19 protein-coding genes and 2 tRNA genes are annotated in these 18,363 nt (G+C 62.3%); 8 read left to right on the forward strand and 13 right to left on the reverse strand.

Annotated elements, in window-relative coordinates:
* The first annotated feature begins 224 nt into the window (after positions 1-224).
* From folE to LB524_RS15855, 4 genes are all read left to right on the forward strand, one after another.
* Complete coding sequence (gene folE / locus LB524_RS15840; RefSeq protein WP_015317577.1) at positions 225-860, forward strand: GTP cyclohydrolase I FolE; 636 nt, start codon at positions 225-227, stop codon at positions 858-860.
* Positions 861-902: 42 nt separating this feature from the next.
* A complete protein-coding gene (gene hisI, locus LB524_RS15845; protein ID WP_015317576.1) occupies positions 903-1,364 on the forward strand; it encodes a phosphoribosyl-AMP cyclohydrolase in 462 nt (153 codons plus the stop codon).
* Between the two features lie 80 nt (positions 1,365-1,444).
* Positions 1,445-2,419 carry a patatin family protein gene (locus tag LB524_RS15850; protein ID WP_411908811.1) on the forward strand — a complete coding sequence of 325 codons (975 nt, stop codon included), beginning with the start codon at positions 1,445-1,447 and terminating at the stop codon, positions 2,417-2,419.
* Between the two features lie 90 nt (positions 2,420-2,509).
* Positions 2,510-3,067: a dihydrofolate reductase family protein gene (locus LB524_RS15855; RefSeq protein ID WP_015317574.1), complete on the forward strand. Its 558-nt coding sequence runs from the start codon at positions 2,510-2,512 to the stop codon at positions 3,065-3,067.
* Positions 3,068-3,090: 23 nt separating this feature from the next.
* Here LB524_RS15855 and recJ read toward each other — a convergent pair whose 3' ends face one another.
* From recJ to LB524_RS15890, 7 genes are all read right to left on the reverse strand, one after another.
* Complete coding sequence (gene recJ / locus LB524_RS15860; RefSeq protein WP_224528007.1) at positions 3,091-4,872, reverse strand: single-stranded-DNA-specific exonuclease RecJ; 1,782 nt, start codon at positions 4,870-4,872, stop codon at positions 3,091-3,093.
* 216 nt (positions 4,873-5,088) lie between these two features.
* Positions 5,089-6,072, reverse strand: a complete 984-nt coding sequence (gene glpX / locus LB524_RS15865; protein ID WP_140791027.1) for a class II fructose-bisphosphatase — start codon at positions 6,070-6,072, stop codon at positions 5,089-5,091.
* A gap of 201 nt (positions 6,073-6,273) precedes the next feature.
* On the reverse strand, positions 6,274-6,441 hold the full coding sequence (locus tag LB524_RS15870) for a Thivi_2564 family membrane protein (RefSeq protein WP_015317571.1): 168 nt from the start codon (positions 6,439-6,441) through the stop codon (positions 6,274-6,276).
* A 69-nt stretch (positions 6,442-6,510) separates the two neighbouring features.
* Entirely contained in the window at positions 6,511-6,867 is a 357-nt protein-coding gene (locus LB524_RS15875) for a hypothetical protein (protein WP_140723655.1), read from the reverse strand.
* Between the two features lie 129 nt (positions 6,868-6,996).
* On the reverse strand, positions 6,997-8,310 hold the full coding sequence (locus LB524_RS15880) for a homoserine dehydrogenase (RefSeq protein WP_015317569.1): 1,314 nt from the start codon (positions 8,308-8,310) through the stop codon (positions 6,997-6,999).
* Between the two features lie 37 nt (positions 8,311-8,347).
* A complete protein-coding gene (locus LB524_RS15885; protein WP_015317568.1) occupies positions 8,348-9,565 on the reverse strand; it encodes an LL-diaminopimelate aminotransferase in 1,218 nt (405 codons plus the stop codon).
* A 44-nt stretch (positions 9,566-9,609) separates the two neighbouring features.
* The gene (locus LB524_RS15890; RefSeq protein WP_015317567.1) at positions 9,610-10,002 is read right to left on the reverse strand and encodes a hypothetical protein; all 393 of its coding nucleotides are present in this window, start codon (positions 10,000-10,002) and stop codon (positions 9,610-9,612) included.
* Positions 10,003-10,100: 98 nt separating this feature from the next.
* Here LB524_RS15890 and phaC point away from each other — a divergent pair, with 98 nt between their 5' ends.
* The 4 genes from phaC to LB524_RS15910 all read left to right on the forward strand — a co-directional run bounded on the left by phaC (position 10,101) and on the right by LB524_RS15910 (position 15,060).
* The gene (gene phaC, locus LB524_RS15895) at positions 10,101-11,936 is read left to right on the forward strand and encodes a class I poly(R)-hydroxyalkanoic acid synthase (protein WP_015317566.1); all 1,836 of its coding nucleotides are present in this window, start codon (positions 10,101-10,103) and stop codon (positions 11,934-11,936) included.
* A 215-nt stretch (positions 11,937-12,151) separates the two neighbouring features.
* The gene (locus LB524_RS15900; protein WP_224528011.1) at positions 12,152-13,399 is read left to right on the forward strand and encodes a YcbK family protein; all 1,248 of its coding nucleotides are present in this window, start codon (positions 12,152-12,154) and stop codon (positions 13,397-13,399) included.
* Between the two features lie 244 nt (positions 13,400-13,643).
* Positions 13,644-13,718, forward strand: a tRNA-Glu gene (locus LB524_RS15905).
* Between the two features lie 202 nt (positions 13,719-13,920).
* The gene (locus LB524_RS15910; RefSeq protein WP_224528014.1) at positions 13,921-15,060 is read left to right on the forward strand and encodes a hypothetical protein; all 1,140 of its coding nucleotides are present in this window, start codon (positions 13,921-13,923) and stop codon (positions 15,058-15,060) included.
* Between the two features lie 100 nt (positions 15,061-15,160).
* Here LB524_RS15910 and LB524_RS15915 read toward each other — a convergent pair.
* The 6 genes from LB524_RS15915 to LB524_RS15940 all read right to left on the reverse strand — a co-directional run bounded on the left by LB524_RS15915 (position 15,161) and on the right by LB524_RS15940 (position 18,302).
* Positions 15,161-15,236, reverse strand: a tRNA-Cys gene (locus LB524_RS15915).
* A 150-nt stretch (positions 15,237-15,386) separates the two neighbouring features.
* The gene (locus LB524_RS15920) at positions 15,387-15,791 is read right to left on the reverse strand and encodes a TadE/TadG family type IV pilus assembly protein (protein ID WP_140661131.1); all 405 of its coding nucleotides are present in this window, start codon (positions 15,789-15,791) and stop codon (positions 15,387-15,389) included.
* Positions 15,781-16,221, reverse strand: coding sequence for a TadE/TadG family type IV pilus assembly protein (locus tag LB524_RS15925; RefSeq protein ID WP_140716654.1), 441 nt, complete (start codon positions 16,219-16,221; stop codon positions 15,781-15,783). The genes LB524_RS15920 and LB524_RS15925 overlap by 11 nt, the downstream gene beginning before the upstream one ends.
* Before the next feature lie 6 nt (positions 16,222-16,227).
* Entirely contained in the window at positions 16,228-17,469 is a 1,242-nt protein-coding gene (locus tag LB524_RS15930; RefSeq protein WP_224528128.1) for a TadE/TadG family type IV pilus assembly protein, read from the reverse strand.
* 114 nt (positions 17,470-17,583) lie between these two features.
* Complete coding sequence (locus tag LB524_RS15935; RefSeq protein ID WP_140661130.1) at positions 17,584-17,847, reverse strand: DUF6074 family protein; 264 nt, start codon at positions 17,845-17,847, stop codon at positions 17,584-17,586.
* A 158-nt stretch (positions 17,848-18,005) separates the two neighbouring features.
* Positions 18,006-18,302 carry a DUF982 domain-containing protein gene (locus LB524_RS15940; protein WP_015317559.1) on the reverse strand — a complete coding sequence of 99 codons (297 nt, stop codon included), beginning with the start codon at positions 18,300-18,302 and terminating at the stop codon, positions 18,006-18,008.
* Positions 18,303-18,363: the final 61 nt, after the last annotated feature.

Below are 18,363 nucleotides of genomic sequence, written 5' to 3' on the forward strand. Positions count from 1 at the left end.
GCCGCCAAGCGAACAGCGATTGCCGTTGTTGCGTCTTTCATTCGCTCGGCACGACCATATATAATGCTGGCAGTCCGGTATCGACAAGGCGGCGAACGCCACTGTCCTTGCCGGGAAGTTCACGCCGCTTACGGGGCTGGAAACGGGGCGAGTTTCCGACACCGAAAGGTCGTGGTCCGTTCAACTCGTTCCTCCTCAGAGAGGAACTACGGGAGACGCCTTTTATGGATGCCGTCATCAAGAAACTAATGCCCCAGTCCGCCTATATGGAAAAGCCGGTCACCGACCGCCCGAGCGAGGCCGAAGTCGAGGCCGCCGTACGCACCTTGCTGCGCTGGACCGGCGACAATCCGGATCGCGAGGGTTTGATCGACACGCCCAAGCGCGTGACCAAGGCCTATCGCGAAATGTTCGGCGGCTACGACATGTGCCCGGCCGAGGAGCTTGGCCGTACTTTCGAGGAGGTCGCCGGCTACGATGACCTGGTCATCGTCAAGGACATCCAGTTCCATTCGCATTGCGAACATCACATGGTGCCGATCATCGGCAAGGCGCATGTCGGCTACCTGCCCGACGGCAAGGTCGTCGGCCTGTCCAAGATCGCGCGCGTCGTCGATATCTTTGCCCATCGGCTGCAGACGCAGGAAGCCCTGACCGCCCAGATTGCCGGCGTCATCCAGGATGTGCTCAACCCGCGCGGCGTTGCCGTCATGATCGAGGCGGAGCACATGTGCATGGCCATGCGCGGCATCCGCAAGCAAGGTTCCACCACGCTGACCTCCACCTTCACAGGCGTCTTCAAGGATACGCCCGAAGAGCAGGTTCGTTTTGTCACCATGGTGCGCGGCGGCAGGGCGTAAGCCCTTTGCCGACGTCGCGGTCAATAGGAAGATAGACCGGCAATGTCGGCACTGGAATTTCCGGAAGCTCCCTCGGACAAGAAAGCCTTGGAGGAAGGCGCGGTGTTTTCGCCGCGCTTCGATGCCGCCGGTCTTGTCACCGTCGTCGTCACCGATGCCGCCGACGGCATGCTGCTGATGGTCGCGCATATGAATGCACGGGCGCTGGCTCTGACGCTGGAAACAGGCATTGCCCATTACTGGTCGCGCTCGCGCAACACGCTCTGGAAGAAGGGCGAAACCTCGGGCAATTTCCAGCATGTCGTCGAGATGCTCACGGATTGTGACCAGGATGCGGTGTGGCTTCGCGTGAAAGTGTTGGGCCACGACGCAACCTGTCACACCGGCCGGCGTTCATGCTTTTATCGGACGGTGGGGCTGATCGACGGCAAGGGGACGCTTGCCGACGACGGCAGCAAGCCGCTGTTCGATGCGGAAAACACGTATCGGAAGCCATCAGCTTGAACCTTCTGCCTGACACCGACCACATAGATTCATCATTTCGATACGGCCCGTCCGTATACTAGCCTGGGACAAGGGAGATCATGATGCTCGAATGGGCGTCATTGCGTAACAGACCAGATGTCAGGGAGGCCAACGGCCTGTCCTCGGCAGGCGGCGCATCCGAAACAACCTCCCCCAAGAAAACAGGTATTTCGCTCGCGCTTGGCGGCGGTTGCGCCAGAGGCTGGGCTCATATCGGCGTGCTGCGCGCGCTCGATGAAGCCGGCATCGAAGTCTCGATGATCGCCGGCACCTCGATCGGCGCCCTGGTCGGAGGCTGTTATCTCGCCGGCAAACTGGATGAGCTGGAAGAGTTCGCCCGCAGCCTCACCAGACGACGTATCTTCGGCCTGCTCGATCTCAACCTGCGCGGCAGCGGCCTCTTCGGCGGCATGAAGCTGGACGCGCGCCTGCGCGAGCACGTGGCCGGCATCCGCTTCGACGATCTGCCCAAGCCATTTGTCTGCGTCGCGTCGGAAATCCGCACCGGCCACGAGATCTGGCTGTCGAGCGGATCGCTGATCACCGCCATGCGCGCGTCCTACGCGCTGCCTGGCGTGTTCGAGCCTGTCGATTGCAACGGCCGCGTGCTGGTCGACGGAGCGCTGGTCAACCCGGTGCCCGTTTCGGTCTGCCGCGCCTACGAGCAGCCGCTCGTCGTGGCGGTCAACCTCCACTACGACCTGTTCGGCCGCGCCGCCGTGATCAAGCACAGCGCTGGCGAGCTGGTTATCGAAAAGGATGCGCCAAGGCCCGGCCAGGTCGACGCCCAACACCAATCGCACCAGACGCGTTTGGGCATCACCGGCGTGATGGTCGAAGCCTTCAACATCATCCAGGACCGTATTTCGCGGGCGAGACTTGCCGGCGATCCGCCCGACATGTCGCTGCAGCCCAAGCTCAGCCATATCGGCCTCACCGAATTTCACCGGGCCGACGAGGCGATCCAGCTCGGCTACCAGGCGACGATGGCGCAGATCGGCGAACTGACGCGGCTGCAGACGGTTCTCGCCTAGACCGTTCCTCAAGTTGTATTGGCCTCAGGGCAAACTGATTGCCAAACGCAATTGGTTATGGTGTCTGCGTCGCTTGAGGCGGAGGTGCCGATGGCCAGGATTGTCTATTCCATGCTGACGTCGTTGGACGGCTATATCGCCCGATCGAACGGGGACATCGGCTTGCCAGTGCCCGAGGCGGAACTGCACCAGCACTTCAACGACATGATGAGGCAGGCTTCCGCCGTGCTCGCCGGACGGCGCATGTACGAAACCATGCGCTTCTGGGACAGCCCTGAACGCGAAACCGGCGCCACCGAGGTCGAGCGGGATTTTGCCCATGCATGGCGCGAAACGCCGAAGATCGTCTTCTCGACCACGCTTCGGCAAGTCGGGCTCAATGCCCGGCTGGTTGATGGCGATGCGGAGGATGCGGTACGATCTCTCAAGGCGCAGGCCGATGGCCTCGTCATCCTTGGCGGCGCCGACCTTGCCGCCTCTCTGGCACGAGCCGGCCTCATCGACGAATACCGGCTCTATATGCATCCCGTGGTGCTGGGTGGCGGCAAGCCATATTTTGAATCCGGCCTGTCGCTGGCGCTGACCCCGCTCGGCACGCAAAGTCTCCCCCAGGGCGTGACGTTGCTGCGTTATGCGCCGGCCGGCTGAATTGCGCGGGTTTCCGGCGCGCCCTACGCCCGCGCGGCGTCGATGATGCGAAACTGCACCGTACGGTTGCCGTTCCAGTAATTGCCCGACAGCGAGCCGGCGACATGCACCGTCTTGCCGCGGTTCTTGGAAAGGAACTCGCCAAGCACCGTATCGACGGCGCGAAAGGCGATCGCCTGGATGCGGCCGCCGCTCTCCGACTGTAAATCGGCGCGAATATGGTTGGTGCCGACCGGCCTGATGTCGGCCAGCCGATGGCGCGGCAGCACGAAAACAGGCGCGACATGCCCGGCACCGAAGGGCCCCGCCTTTTCCAACGCATCGAGCAGGCCGAGCGTCGCGCCTTCGGCGGCAAGCGCGCCGTCTATCGCCAGGCTTTCCTCATCCTGCAACCTGAAAACGTCGGCGGCTGCCCGCTCCTCGAAGAAGGCCCTGAGCTCACCCAGTCTTGCCCGCTCGACGGTGATGCCGGCAGCCATGCCATGGCCGCCGCCCTTGACGATGAGCCCGGCATTGGCGGCTTCGCGCACCAGCCGGCCAAGGTCGAAACCCGACACCGAACGGCCCGAGCCCGTGCCGGTGCCGTTGGCGTTGAAGGCGATGGCAAAGGCCGGCCGCCGTGCGTGATCCTTCAGTCGTGAGGCAAGCAGGCCTACGATGCCGGGGTGCCAGCTGTTGCTGGCGGTGACGACGATCGCCGGGCCGCTGCCGCCCGCGAGCTCGGCATCGGCTTCGGCGCGCGCGGCGGCGAGCATCTCCTGCTCCATCAGCTGCCGCTCCTGGTTCAGCCGGTCTAGCGTCTCTGCGATGGTCTGCGCCTCGACGGGATCGTCCGTTGCAAGCAGCCGGCTGCCGAGTGCCGCATCGCCAATGCGCCCGCCCGCATTGATGCGCGGACCGATCAGATAGGCGAGATGGAAGGTGCTGATCGGCTCGCCAACGCGCGACACTCGTGCCAGCGCGGCCATGCCTTCATTCTTCTGCTGTCGCGCCACTTGCAAACCCTTGACGACGAAGGCGCGATTGACGCCCGTGAGCGGCACCACGTCGCAGACGGTGGCAAGCGCCACGAGATCGAGCAGGGAAAGCAGGTCGGGCGGCGTGACATCGCTCAGGCCACGCAGCACCTTTGCGGTCTGGACCAAGGCGAGGAACACGACACCGGCGGCACAGAGATGGCCCTGTCCGGAAAGGTCGTCGTCGCGGTTTGGATTGACGACGGCAATGGCCGCAGGCAAGACGCCGCCGACCTGGTGGTGGTCGAGCACCACGACATCGGCGCCGGCGGCATTGGCCGCGTCGATCGAAACGGCGCTGTTGGTGCCGCAATCGACTGTGACGATCAGCGTCGCGCCGCGCGATACCAGTTCGCGCATGGCATCGGGATTGGGACCGTAGCCCTCGAAAATACGATCCGGGATATAGATTTCCGACGGCACCGAGAAATGCGTGAGAAACCGCTTCAGCAAGGCCGACGAGGCGGCGCCATCGACGTCGTAATCGCCGAAGATCGCAATTTTCTCCCGCGCCATGACGGCGGCGGCGATGCGGATGGCGGCCTTGTCCATATCGGTCAGCGAGGCCGGGTTCGGCAACAGGTCGCGGATCGTCGGCTCGAGAAACCGCTCGGTCTCATCGGCGGCCACGCCGCGTCCGGCAAGAACGCGCGCGACGATGTCTGGCACGCCATGACCCTGTGCGATGGCGAGCGCGATCATGTCCTGCCGTTCGGTCAACCGGTGCTCCCAGGAGAGACCGGTTGCCGACTGCCTGACATCGAGGAAGAGGCGCCTTTCGCCCATCATGCGCTTTGCCAACTCATGGTTGGCGGCAGGATAAGCCAAAGGCCGCGGGAGACTTCAAGAAAAACTACGCTTTCCGCCTTTCAGCCGTGCACCCGTTCGCTGGCCGCCCGAGACATCAGAGGCCGCATGCCGATCGGGCGGTGTCATCGTTAAACCCTTGCCGCCATCGGAGGCAGCCAGATGGCTAACAACTGCGGCCCGGCTTCGCAAGCAGGTCTAGAACTTATCCAGATCCTGGTGCCTGGCCTTGATCTCGCGCACGGTCCGCGATGACGATCGCAGCACGATCGTGTGGGTGGTGATGTATGTGCGGCCAAACTTGACGCCAGCCAGCATATTGCCATCGGTGACACCGGTGGCCGCGAACAGCACGTCGCCACGCGCCATGTCTTCCGCTTGATAGATCCGCTTCGGATTGGAAATGCCCATCTTTGCGGCACGTGCGACCTTTTCCGGCGTATCGAGGATCAGCCTGCCTTGCATCTGGCCGCCGGTGCAGCGCAACGCCGCCGCGGCCAGCACGCCTTCCGGCGCACCCCCGGTGCCGAGATAGATATCGATGCCGGTTTCTTCCGCGTCCGTGGTGTGGATGACGCCGGCGACGTCGCCGTCGCCGATCAGCCGAATCGCGGCGCCCGTGGCGCGCACGGCATCGATCAGCTTGGCGTGGCGCGGACGGTCGAGGATGCAGGCCGTGATGTCGGACACAGCAACGCCCTTCGCTCGCGCAAGGCTGGCGACGTTTTCGGCCGGCGAGGCGTCGATATCGATGACCCCGTCGGCGTAACCGGGACCGACCGCGATCTTGTCCATGTAGACGTCGGGCGCGAACAGCAGGCTGCCCTTCTCGGCGATCGCGATCACGGCGAGCGCGTTCGGCAGGTTCTTGGCGCAGATCGTCGTGCCTTCGAGCGGATCAAGCGCGATATCGACCGCGGGCCCTTTGCCGGTCCCGACCTCCTCGCCGATATAGAGCATCGGCGCCTCGTCCCGCTCGCCCTCGCCGATCACCACCGTGCCCTTGATCGCGAGGCGGTTGAGCTCCTCACGCATGGCATCGACGGCGACCTGGTCGGCAGCCTTTTCGTCGCCGCGGCCGCGCAGCCTGGCGGCCGCGACCGCGGCCCGTTCGGTGACGCGCACCAGTTCCATGGTGAGTATCCGGTCAAGGCCGGCGACGATGTTCTGGGCCACATTCATTCGGCAAATCCTCGTTTGATGCCGCCTCCCGCCAGAGGCGTGCTTGTTTTGTCAAACGACCATGACAACGGCAAGACCTGCCGGATGGTTTATCGAAAGGATAGCAATATCAATCGATTGAACCGAATTTTTGAAAACAATGCCGGCCCGGTTTGGGATCAACCGGGCCGGCACGAAACAGAAATTGCCGTCTTCGTGGTCCTAGAAAACCGCGAGGTATTTGAGCAGCGAAATAATGCCGATGATGATGACGATGACCTGGACGATCTGCCTCATCCTGGCGTCGAGCGGCAGCCGCTGCACCAGGTAGAGAACGAGAATGATGACCAGAAATGTAATCAGGATGCCGATTAACACGGACGAAGCCATAATGCCCTCCTTAAATGACTTGCTGAAACGGAGAAATGAGCCGGCATTGCCGGCTCAATATCGGCGCGGTCAATACCAGCGGCGCGACGTGTCGTTCATCGACTGGCCGACGGCAATCCCGGCCAGAAAGCCGAGCAGGCCGATCACGCCAAGCACGGCTGTGGTCGTGCCCGGATTTTCACGCGCGACTTCCGAAACGGACTGGGCCTGGCTGCGCAACTGCTGCGCTGTCCGCGAGGCGCGGGAAGCGGCAGTATCGTAGAAATCCGATGCTTGCTCACTGGCATCATCGAGCATTTCCGCGCTGCGCTGCGAAATGCTCTTGTTGATCTTGGTGATCTCCTTGCGCAGGTCGGCGATCTGCTTTTCCAGCGTCTTCTGGATGTCGCCGATGTCAGGGGCGTCGGATTTGTTGGTATCGGCCATGAAGCGGCTCCCTTGGTTGCTGACCAAGAGAACGGTACCGACGCCAATTCGTTCCGGGCGGCAGCGGGACGTCCTCACCGAACCGAGATACGCCGCCGGTGGTTACGCCCACGGCAACGAGGCTGCCTGCTACCCTGCCCGCTCGATGCGGATGACCTGCGGCTTGTCGGTCAGATGGCCGTCCTTGGTGATGCCGTCGACAGCCTTGCGCACGGCGGCCTCGGTAGTCTCGTGGGTGACGAGGATCACCGTCTTCTGCGCCGCCGCCTCGCCGCTGACCGCATGCTGGACGATCGATTCCAGCGAAATATCGTTGTCGGCCATGCGCTTGGCGATCGCCGCGAACACGCCGATGCGGTCGTGCACGGTCAGCCGGATGAAGTAGCCGCCGGCATGGCTGCGCATCTGCGCCTTCTTATACGGTCTCAGCTCCTTCGCCGGCCGGCCGAAGACGGGACCATGCTGAAAGCCGGGCCGGCTCTTGGCGATGTCGGCGATGTCGCCGATGACCGCCGAGGCGGTGGCATTGCCGCCGGCGCCGGGGCCCGAGAGCAGCAACTCGCCCAGGATATCGGTCTCGATCGCCACCGCGTTGGTGACACCATGCACCTGCGCGATGACCGAAGCAGTCGGCACCATGGTTGGGTGCACACGCTGCTCGATGCCGCTTTCGGTGCGCTGGGCGACACCGAGCAGCTTGATCCGGTAGCCGAGATCGCCGGCGGCACGGATGTCGGCCTGGGTAATGTTAGAAATGCCTTCCATGTAGATGTCGTTGGCGGCGATTTTGGTGCCGAAGGCAAGGCTGGTCAGGATCGACAGCTTGTGCGCCGTGTCATGGCCCTCGATGTCGAAGGTCGGGTCGGCTTCGGCATAACCCAGCCGCTGCGCGTCCTTCAGCACGACGTCGAAGGAGACGCCCTCGGCCTCCATGCGGGTCAGGATATAGTTGCAGGTGCCGTTGAGGATGCCGAAGACACGAGTGACGGAATTGCCGGCCATCGCCTCGCGCATCGTCTTGATGACCGGGATGCCGCCTGCCACCGCGGCCTCGTAATTGAGCAGCACGCCCTTCTTTTCAGCGATTTCGGCAAGCGCCACGCCATGCTTGGCAAGCAGCGCCTTGTTGGCGGTGACGACATGGCGGCCGGCTTCGAGCGCGGCCTTCACCGAGGCGCGCGCCGACCCCTCATCGCCGCCGATCAGCTCGACGAACACGTCGATCTCGGCGGTCTGCGCCATCTTGACCGGATCGTCGAACCAATTCGCGGAGCTCAGATCGATGCCACGCTCGCGTTTCCGGTCGCGTGCGGAAATCGCCGACACGATGATGTCGCGCCCGCATTGGCGGGTCAGTTCCGCCGCCTTGTCGCGCAACACGCGCGCCACCGATGCACCGACCGTGCCAAGTCCAGCAATTCCAACACGCAGTGCTTCAGCCATGGAAGGCGACGCCCCTCAAATAAGATCGAATTTGTATTTACCGGTGGGCGGACAGCGGCACCACATTGTTGGGCTGCTTGGCGCTGGCCGACAGGAAGCGCTTGATGTTGCGTGCCGCCTGGCGAATCCGGTGTTCGTTCTCGACCAGTGCTACGCGCACGAAATCGTCGCCATGTTCGCCGAAGCCGACACCGGGCGCCACCGCCACATCGGCGTGCTCGATGAGCAGCTTGGAGAATTCGAGCGAGCCCAGATGACGGAACGGCTCAGGGATCGGCGCCCAGGCGAACATCGAGGCCGCGGGGGCCGGAATGGTCCATCCCGCGCGGCCGAACGCATCGACCATCACGTCGCGGCGTTTGTGATAGATGTCGCGCACCTCGGCGATATCGGCGCCGTCGCCATTGAGCGCGTGCGCCGCCGCCACCTGGATCGGCGTGAAGGCACCGTAGTCGAGATAGGATTTGACCCGGGTCAGCGCCGAGATCAGCCGTTCGTTTCCGACGGCGAAGCCCATGCGCCAGCCGGGCATGGAGAAGGTCTTCGACATCGAGGTGAACTCGACGCAGACGTCGATGGCGCCCGGCACCTGCAGCACGGAAGGCGGCGGATTGCCGTCGAAGTAGATTTCCGAATAGGCGAGGTCGGACAGGATGATGATGTCGTTCTTCTTGGCGAAGGCCACCACGTCCTTGTAGAAATCGAGCGAGGCGACCAGTGCCGTCGGGTTCGATGGATAGTTGAGGATCAGCGCCAGCGGCTTCGGGATCGAATGGCGGACGCCGCGCTCGAGCGCCGGAATGAAGCCGTCATCGGGCTCGACTTGCAGCGAGCGGATGACCCCGCCCGACATGATGAAGCCGAAGGCATGGATCGGATAGGTCGGGTTGGGGCACAGGATCACGTCGCCGGGCGCGGTGATCGCCTGCGCCATGTTGGCGAAGCCTTCCTTCGAACCGAGCGTGGCCACCACCTGGGTGTCGGGGTTGAGCTTCACGCCGAAGCGGCGGGCATAGTAGTTTGCCTGGGCGCGGCGCAAACCGGGAATCCCGCGCGACGAGGAATAGCGGTGCGTGCGCGGATCGCGCACGACCTCGCACAATTTGTCGACGATGGCCTTGGGCGTCGGCAGGTCCGGGTTGCCCATGCCGAGGTCGACGATGTCGGCGCCCCGCGAACGGGCGCTCGCCTTGAGCCGGTTGACCTGCTCGAACACGTAAGGCGGAAGCCGGCGGACCTTGTGAAATTCTTCCATGGCAGTTCCAGACAGCAAGGGAGCGTTGGGCGCGCGCTATATACTCATTTGCAGGTAGGGTCGAGGGCGGGGTCGCATTTGCCTTCGATCTGCTTCAGGGTCTGCGGACCATGTTTCTTGGCGAGATCGGTCAGCGCCGCCTGGTTGGTGACGGCCGCGCCGCCGCCCTTGGCGCCCTGCCCGTTCTCGTCGGCCTTCAACTGGGCGAGCTTGGCTTTCTTCTCGGCCTCGGTGAATTGTTTCGCCGCCACCTGCGGCGGGATGTTGAGGTTCGGAAAGGTGCCGGTGTCCTTCGGGCCCGCGTCGGTGGCCATCGGCACCGGACCGCTGGTATTCGTGCTCGAGCATCCGGCAACGGCCAGGAGCATGAGGGCCGCGCTGATGCGGCAAAAGTGGCCGGCACCGAAAAAAACAGTCTCGCCAAACTTAATCGTCATATTGTTTCCTTGGCAGCCGGGGTAGAGCGAGATTGGACCCTGTCGGATGTCCCATGTTAATATGTCAAGAAAACGCTTCCGGAGGAACCCCGCGAACCATGTCCAAAACACCCGATTCGGGCAAAGCGGAAGATGGCGGACCTTCGACGGTCGAGCAATATCTGGTGAAGGACCCGGAACGCTTCGCGCTGAACATGGCGCGGATGATCGAGCAGGCTGGCAAGGCGGCTTCCGCATGGGCCGAACCGCGCGAAAAAGGTGAGGTGCGCGACCAGGTCGCCGAGCCGGTCGTCGACATGGTCAAGACCTTCTCCAAGCTCAGCGAATACTGGCTCGCCGATCCGCAGCGGGCGCTCGAAGCGCAGACGCGGCTGTTCGCTGGCTACATGACGGTTTGGGCGAACGCCATCCAGCGCGTCAGCCCCAATGCCGAAGGCGCCGACGATGCCGTCAAGCCGGAGCGCGGCGACAAGCGGTTCCAGGACCCGGAATGGGGCCGCAACGCCTTCTTCGACTTCTTGAAACAGGCCTATCTGGTCACCTCGCGCTGGGCGTCCGAACTGGTCGACCATGCCGAAGGCCTGGACGAGCATACCCGCCACAAGGCGAGCTTCTACGTCAAGCAAGTATCCAACGCCATCTCGCCGTCCAATTTCATCCTGACCAATCCCGAACTGTTTCGCGAAACCGTCGCCTCCAACGGCGAAAACCTGGTGCGCGGCATGAAGATGCTGGCTGAGGACATCGCCGCCGGCAAAGGCGACCTCAAACTGCGTCAGGCCGACTATTCACCCTTCGAGATCGGCAGGAACATCGCCACCACGCCCGGCAAGGTGGTCGGCCGCAGCGATGTCGCCGAGATCATCCAGTATGATGCGGCGACCGAGACGGTGCTGAAGCGCCCGCTGCTGATCTGCCCGCCTTGGATCAACAAGTTCTACATACTCGACCTCAACCCGCAGAAATCCTTCATCCGCTGGGCGATCGAGCAAGGCCACACCGTTTTCGTCATCTCCTGGATCAATCCGGATGAACGCCACGGCGCCAAGAACTGGGAAGCCTATATCAGGGAAGGCCTGCAATACGGCCTCGACACGATCGAGAAGGCGACCGGCGAGCGCGACGTCAATGCTATAGGCTACTGCGTCGGTGGCACGTTGCTGGCGGCGGCCTTGGCGCTGATGGCTGGGGAAGGCGACGACCGCATCAAGTCGGCGACCTTCTTCACCACACAGGTCGACTTCACCCATGCCGGCGATCTGAAAGTGTTCGTCGACGAGGAACAGGTCGCGGCGGTGGAAAAGTCGATGAACGAAAAGGGCTATCTCGACGGCACCAAGATGGCGACCGCCTTCAACATGCTGCGCTCGGGTGACCTGATCTGGCCCTATGTCGTCAACAACTACATGCGCGGCAAGGACCCCCTGCCCTTCGACCTGCTCTACTGGAACGCCGATTCGACCCGCATGGCGGCGGCCAACCACTCCTTCTACCTGCGCAACTGCTATCTCGAGAACAACCTCTCGCGCGGCACGATGCAACTGGCGGGCCACACGATCTCGCTCGGCGATGTCACCATTCCGGTCTACAATCTCGCCTCCCGGGAAGATCACATCGCGCCGGCTCTGTCCGTCTTCCTCGGCTCGAAATATTTCGGCGGCCCGGTCGAGTACGTGATGGCGGGATCGGGCCATATAGCTGGCGTCGTCAATCCGCCCGCATCCAACAAATATCAGTACTGGACCGGCGGTCCGCCGAAGGGCGACTTCGACCAGTGGATAGCCTCCGCCACCGGCCATCCGGGATCCTGGTGGCCGCACTGGCAAGGCTGGATAGAGGCCAAGGACAACACCCGTGTGCCTGCCCGCAAACCCGGCAAGCATATGAAAACCTTGGGCGATGCTCCCGGGACCTATGTCAAGGTGCGTGTGTAACGGACTGTAATGTCTGGTGAGTTGACGCCCCCGCAAAAGCGGGCGAAATGGTGTCGTCAACCATCAAGCGGCCGCAATTCGGCAATCGCTGCAAAAATACTTACAGGCTTGCTGATTTGACACAGGTCTCGTTTCCGGATCGGAGACAAAGGTCCACCTGACGCGGAAATACCAGTCGGCGCCAGGTATATACCGATCGGACACCGAGGGGGAATTTGACTTTGAAATCAGCAGGATGGAGCCTCGCAAAGGGAGAACGCCGCGCCATTGTGGCAGCGCTCTGCTCCATGCTTCTGGCCTCCTGCACATCGGCTGGCGATCCGACAATGTCGGTTGGAATGCCCGGCTATAATGCTTCCGAATCGGACCTCCACGCCGCCTCTGCGGGCAAGCCTCTCGCCGCTGATTCGTCGTCGCAAGTGGCGACAGAGCAGACGACCGTGATGAGCGAAAGCGACACGGCACTCCCCGAAAAGGTTGCTTACGTACCGATTGCCAAGCCTGGGGCCACTTTCCCGCTCACCATACCGGCCGGCGCGGAAACGATCGCGGGACAGACGCCGCAGTCCTTGCAGCAGCCGGTACAGACGGCGCAGCAGACAGACGCGGTCGCCCAGAAGATCGCCGCCGCCGATGCCGCCGCCACCGCGCCGACGCCAGCCGCGGCACCGGTGATGAACAATCCGGTGTACGTGACCGCCGGCGAGGCACCGCAAGCCGACGCGCCGAAGAAAAAAGGCTTCCTGGCGTCGATGTTTGGCGCCACCCCGGCTTCGGCGACGCCTGCTCCGCTGGTCAACACCCGATCGGGCGAACAGCCTGCCGTGCAGCCCAAGCCTGCTCCGCCTGCGGCAAAACCGATCATCACTTTGGCCTCTGCTGATTCCACGCAGAAGCCACTGCAACTGGCTTCACTCGGCGGCGATGCCGGTCACATCACCGGCAGTGACGCCTTGCCCGGCGTGCGCCAGACGGCCCTGTTCGAGATCAAGCGCAAATCCGGCCTCGACGATGAAAGCGACGTCGACCTCAACGAGGACGAAGGCTCGGGCGGCTCCTATCAGGTCGCCTCCGCCGCCGGCATGGCTCGGCTCGCGCCCAACGGTCTCTTGAAGCAGAATGAGAGCGTCGACGTGGCTTGCCTGAAGCCGTCCCTTGTGCGCGTGCTGAAGACGATCGAAGGCCATTACGGCCGCAAGATGATGGTGACCTCGGGCTATCGCGATCCGGCCCGCAACCGTCGCGCCAACGGCGCCAAGAATTCGCTGCACATGTATTGCGCCGCCGCCGACATCCAGGTGCCCGGCGTCTCCAAGTGGGAGCTTGCGAATTACATCAGGACCATGCCCGGCCGCGGCGGCGTCGGCACCTACTGCCACACCGAATCGGTTCATGTCGACGTCGGCCCCGAGCGTGACTGGAACTGGCGCTGCCGCCGGCGCAGCGGCGGTGACGACGGCTAGCGGCGATTTGGCAGGCTGGAGCCTGCCAGCGGAAGTCCCCGACTTCGACATCCACCGGCAGAGCAGGAGCGAAGCTCCATCGCGGACACCCGAGGATGCCGGGGCGCCTGACGTCACCGCAAATCGCAAGCTCTTCCGCCCCCGCGAAAACGCTGATTTGGCAGGCTGGAAAAAAGTTGTCCAAGGCGGCACCTAACGGGTTGCCGGTTGCGCGCAACGCCAGTATAAGCCGCTTCGTCTGAGCGCGCCCATCGTCTAGCGGTTAGGACACCGCCCTTTCACGGCGGTAACAGGGGTTCGATTCCCCTTGGGCGTACCAGATTTTTCAGGCCTCGGTCTCTCCTTCCCGATTCTACACAGCGAATGCCCGGCAGATTTGGCAGGGCGGCACCGAATCGACAATTTGAGGATCACGGCGTCCGTTGCGGCCGATGCTCAAGCCTGTTGCGGTGACCGCTCGGATTCTCGACCTTGTCGAGCAAACGGGCCGGTGGTTAAATGGACCGTAAGGGAGCGCTCACATGGCAGTTCACCTTTCGGCGGATACACGCGCTCCTGCGGCAACGCCTCCAAAACATCTCTTTGGTCCGCTCGCGGACTTTCTGATGCTTGGCGGCAGCGCATTCCTGATTTTGCCGGTGCTGTATTTCGTGCCGCTGAGATACGAAGGGCTCGTTGCGGCGACGATGCTTTTCCTGGCTTATCTGATCAACTATCCGCACTTCGCCCACTCCTACCAACTCTTCTACCGCAATTTTGGGCGGAAGCTGCGTGGCGACGGATACGACAGGAACCTGCAGATCCGCTACATCTTCGCCGGCATCGTCGTTCCCCTGCTCATGGGCGCATTTTTCGCTTATGGCTCGATAACGGCTAACGCCCGGCTCTTGGGGAATGCAACCAACGCGATGTTCTTTTTCGTGGGTTGGCACTACGTCAAGCAAGGCTACGGCATGTTGATGGTGGATGCCGTCCTGAAGCGCCGGTTCTTCACCGATCCGGACAAGAAAATCCTGCTGGTCAACAGCTATGCCGTTTGGCTGTTCGCGTGGCTTCAGACGAACACGGCGGTCAGCCAGGGAAAATACCTGGGGCTGGAATATTACACGTTTGCCACCCCTGCATGGCTCAATGCGATTGCACTCTCGGCCGCGGCCGCTTCCACGGCTGCCACGGTTGTGATGCTGATCAATCGCTGGACCAGGAATGGCGGCAGCCTGCCATATAACGGCATCATCGCCTACAGCGCGTCGCTATATCTTTGGATTCTGATCGTAAGGACAAATCCGCTCTGGTTGCTCGTAGTGCCGGCGCTCCATTCCTTGCAGTACCTGGCGGTGGTCTGGCGCTATCAGAGCAATGTCGAGCGTGATGTGCGCGATGCCGAAAAAATTCCGCAATCCAGAATCCTGTCGATTCTTGGTCCGGCCTACAGAGTGCGGCTCCTGGAGTTCATCAGTGCTGGCCTCCTCCTCGGTGGTCTGGGCTTCTGGCTGATTCCGACCGCGCTGACCGCCATTGTCCCCTATGACCGGGAGGTCCTTGGATCGTCGCTGTTCTTCTTCATCGTGTTGATTTTCATCAACGTACACCACTACTTCCTCGATAACGTGATGTGGCGCCGCGGCAACCCCGAGGTGTCGAGATATCTGTTCCGTTAGAGCTTTTTGCGCCCAAGCGGAACCGCTCGGCGTAATGCGTAATGGACCAGGGACGGCTCCAATCCCGTCCCGGACCGACGATCCAGCCGCATCGGGATTTTGGAGGCCTCGCCTCGGAATCGAACCGAGGCTTCCGAGATTTGCAGTCTCTAGCGTAGCCGCTCCGCCACGAGGCCATACGTGCTTTCGTAAAGGGCACACGTTTAAAGATTCTTGATGTCTTGGATAAAAATTTCGACAATCCCGCGCTGGCAAAAGAGCCTGTTACTGGGCGGAATGGAACCGTTCCAAACGTCCTTCGCCGACATGGCAGGGACAGCCCACGTCTAGCTGCCGACCAGCGGCACGGTAACGGTCGTCGCATAATTGATCGGAAAGGCACTGAAGTACGGGAAGTCTATGACGAACGCATAGGCAGCGGTCAGGTGCGCCATGCGAAAGCCGCCGCTCACGGGATCGATGGCGATCGTGACGTTGACATCCTTCAGACCCAGCGCAAGCAGTTTCTGCGTCGCGATCGCCTGGATGTCGGCCTGAGTCAGCGTGTTGTTAAGCTGCAGGGACCGTGCGGACGCCTCCAGCGTGTACCGAACGCTTGAGGCCGAATTCATCGACCAGCCGAAGGCGAAGATTCCGAATAGCAGCATGATGAGGAACGGTGCGATCAGCGCGAATTCGAGCGCGGCTCCGCCCGATCGATCGGCCCTGAAGCCCCTCGCATTACCGAACACGGATCAACTCCTGGTGGCCGATCGTGCTGGGGGCGGAAAAGACGCCGAAGGTGAAGGGCGGGGTCCAGGTGGCCGATGCCTGGATCTGAACAAAGACCGCCGACAACTTCGGTCCGCTGCACAGCGTCGAGGCGTCGACCACCGTCGTCCCGCATTTGTGGATCCGGCTCAGCGTGACCTGTCCGTCGTCCGGCCGCTTCTCCCAGCTCGAAAGGGCAACGGCCTGCGTTGCCGCATCGTCAGTCGACCCAGCCAGCACCAGGTTTGCCGCTGTCTTGACGCCGGCGCGCATCGACAGTGAGCTCGTGACGTATGACCAGCCGTCGACGATGCCGAGCAGCGCCAGGCACAGGAAGGGCAGCACCATCGCGAACTCAACGGCCGCAGCGCCTACCTCATCTTTAAGAATTGAGTACGATCGGCGATCCACGGAAGGTTACTCGACCAGCATCACGGACTGCGCGGCGAAAATATCGCCCATTCCCAGGCTCGTGCAATCCTGATTGATGGTCGCGTTGCCGGACCATTGGATCATGTCGGCGACAACCTGAGTGCACCCGCTTTTGCCGGAGAAATTCCCGAGATAGTTTACCTGCTGCCTGGGGAAGTAGAGCGCGCCGGTCAGCAGCGAGGTTGCCGTGCCGTTAAAGGTACTCTGTCCGCCGGTGGCCGTTCTGTCGCCATACATCAGCACGCCCGAGTAACTGCCGGACGTCGGCGCGCTCAGATTGACCGTGGCGTTGCCGTTCATCGACACACGCGAGGCGCCGGCGAGGTAGATGGTGACGCCGTCACCGAAGACGTTGGCGTTCGCATTCACTTTGAAATCGCCCCCCTGGACGACGTAGACCCCAGGCGAAAGGGTGACATCGCCGCTGAGGCTGAGTCCACTGCAGTAGGTCCCCGGCTGGATCGTTTGCGTCGTCTTGTTGCCATTGATATTCTTGCAGGGGTTCGAGACCGCCGGGGCCGGCAAGCCGGCAAATGGATCCGCGGCAGGCAGCGCCTGGGTGATCGGGGCCGCGCAAACGGTGGTGACGGGATTGCTGAGAGAGACGCCGCCCGCCGTTATCAGACAATCGGCCTGGAGACCCGCCGATCCCTGAAGCTTGATGGCATCCGAGGCGATCGAATTGGCCATCACCGAGCAGCCGGTGAACTTCACGCCGGTGTTGCCTGAAAACAGGGCAGCCTGCGAGGCGGTCGGATCGAGCGCGAGTATGCAGGCCTTCGAAGCATTGGTGATGAGGGCCACGGCCCTCGCCTGTTCTGGAACCTGGGTCTGAGTGAAGATCAGGGTGAACATCCGATCGAGCTTTTGGCCGACGATCACCTCAACCGCTTTCTTGGCCGTGTTCGGTCCGGACGCGGGCGGCGTATTGACGACGATCGTGCCTGCGCCAAGCCCATTCGTCGCGGCCGACTGGGTCGCCGCCACGACGATCGTCGGCGTATCGGAACCCGAGATCTGCTCCAGCGCGCCGGCATAGGCCGCGGCATCCGCCGTGGCCTGCAGTCTCAAGCTGTTATAGTACCAATAGGAGGTTTCCACGCCAAAACCCGCCGCACCGACAACGATCGGCAGGGTGAGGGCAAAGATGGTGGCGACGTTCGCGGCTCTGCTGCGACCTATGCCAGCCGCCGTCAGCCGTATCCGGGTGAAGCAGTTGAATACCATGATCAATTAGAAAGCACGCATATATGAACGAATGGCTAAAAACTTAGGCTCATTTTCGATCAGGGGTGCCATTGTTTGATCGGAGGTGCCATCGTCTGATCGGCGTCCGCCGCTTCAGGCGGAAAGAACTGGCACGGACTCACTGTTCGACTCAGCCAACAATTCTCTTTGCACGGCCAGGAAGAACCTGCGCACTTCGTCGCTGGCTGCCGTTCTGTCCCTGCCCGTCCCGACAACGAGATCGAGCAACTCCGTCGCTTTTGCCTTCCAGAACGAGGTGGCGGTCTCGCCATGCAGATTGCCGAGCTTGGCGGCAACTTCCCTGACCAAGAATAGCTGACGATCGATCGGGAACGCACGGACTTTTTCTGGGTACATCTTCCGAACCATGAAACTGACGCAACGAATCAACCATTGCCGAACAAGCAATGGCTAACAGCGAAGGTGGAAACGGAAGCTTAACGGTGACCGGCCGATGCGTCGCGCACGCGAATTGTCATGTACTTTCGAACCCGAACTGGTTCACCCGGCGGCCCTCAGGCCGGCAGTGCTCTCGCCTCGCCGCCGCGCTTGCGCGGCACCATCATGTCGCCGGCCATCAGTCCGGTGACACGGCAGAACGCCATGAACGCCCGGCAGGCGTCTTCGGTCTCGACCACATCCACCGTGGCACCGAAACAGGCATTGAAGGCTTTCTGATACACCGGCCCCTGCCGGCGTGCCGGCCAATCCTGCAGAAAATCGAGCGCCTGCTCGACGCTGTAGATTTCCTCGACGGGCAAGCCGGGGCCTGGTGCGATGCGCACCGGCACCTCGAATTGCAATCTGTCCATTCGACATCTCCCGAACCGGCATCGCCCAAGCAACGCCGTTCGTCGTCAAAAGTTGCTTCGT

Origin of the sequence: Mesorhizobium sp. ESP6-5 (assembly GCF_020164695.1) — a bacterium.
Lineage (GTDB): Bacteria > Pseudomonadota > Alphaproteobacteria > Rhizobiales > Rhizobiaceae > Mesorhizobium > Mesorhizobium australicum.

What these genes read in the sequence shown, in the direction of transcription:
- folE (WP_015317577.1), top strand. Translation starts at nt 225, where the DNA reads ATGGATGCCGTCATCAAGAAACTAATGCCCCAGTCCGCCTATATGGAA.
- hisI (WP_015317576.1), top strand. Translation starts at nt 903, where the DNA reads ATGTCGGCACTGGAATTTCCGGAAGCTCCCTCGGACAAGAAAGCCTTG.
- LB524_RS15850 (WP_411908811.1), top strand. Translation starts at nt 1,445, where the DNA reads ATGATGCTCGAATGGGCGTCATTGCGTAACAGACCAGATGTCAGGGAG.
- LB524_RS15855 (WP_015317574.1), top strand. Translation starts at nt 2,510, where the DNA reads ATGGCCAGGATTGTCTATTCCATGCTGACGTCGTTGGACGGCTATATC.
- recJ (WP_224528007.1), bottom strand. Translation starts at nt 4,872, where the DNA reads ATGATGGGCGAAAGGCGCCTCTTCCTCGATGTCAGGCAGTCGGCAACC.
- glpX (WP_140791027.1), bottom strand. Translation starts at nt 6,072, where the DNA reads ATGAATGTGGCCCAGAACATCGTCGCCGGCCTTGACCGGATACTCACC.
- LB524_RS15870 (WP_015317571.1), bottom strand. Translation starts at nt 6,441, where the DNA reads ATGGCTTCGTCCGTGTTAATCGGCATCCTGATTACATTTCTGGTCATC.
- LB524_RS15875 (WP_140723655.1), bottom strand. Translation starts at nt 6,867, where the DNA reads ATGGCCGATACCAACAAATCCGACGCCCCTGACATCGGCGACATCCAG.
- LB524_RS15880 (WP_015317569.1), bottom strand. Translation starts at nt 8,310, where the DNA reads ATGGCTGAAGCACTGCGTGTTGGAATTGCTGGACTTGGCACGGTCGGT.
- LB524_RS15885 (WP_015317568.1), bottom strand. Translation starts at nt 9,565, where the DNA reads ATGGAAGAATTTCACAAGGTCCGCCGGCTTCCGCCTTACGTGTTCGAG.
- LB524_RS15890 (WP_015317567.1), bottom strand. Translation starts at nt 10,002, where the DNA reads ATGACGATTAAGTTTGGCGAGACTGTTTTTTTCGGTGCCGGCCACTTT.
- phaC (WP_015317566.1), top strand. Translation starts at nt 10,101, where the DNA reads ATGTCCAAAACACCCGATTCGGGCAAAGCGGAAGATGGCGGACCTTCG.
- LB524_RS15910 (WP_224528014.1), top strand. Translation starts at nt 13,921, where the DNA reads ATGGCAGTTCACCTTTCGGCGGATACACGCGCTCCTGCGGCAACGCCT.
- LB524_RS15930 (WP_224528128.1), bottom strand. Translation starts at nt 17,469, where the DNA reads ATGGTATTCAACTGCTTCACCCGGATACGGCTGACGGCGGCTGGCATA.
- LB524_RS15935 (WP_140661130.1), bottom strand. Translation starts at nt 17,847, where the DNA reads ATGTACCCAGAAAAAGTCCGTGCGTTCCCGATCGATCGTCAGCTATTC.
- LB524_RS15940 (WP_015317559.1), bottom strand. Translation starts at nt 18,302, where the DNA reads ATGGACAGATTGCAATTCGAGGTGCCGGTGCGCATCGCACCAGGCCCC.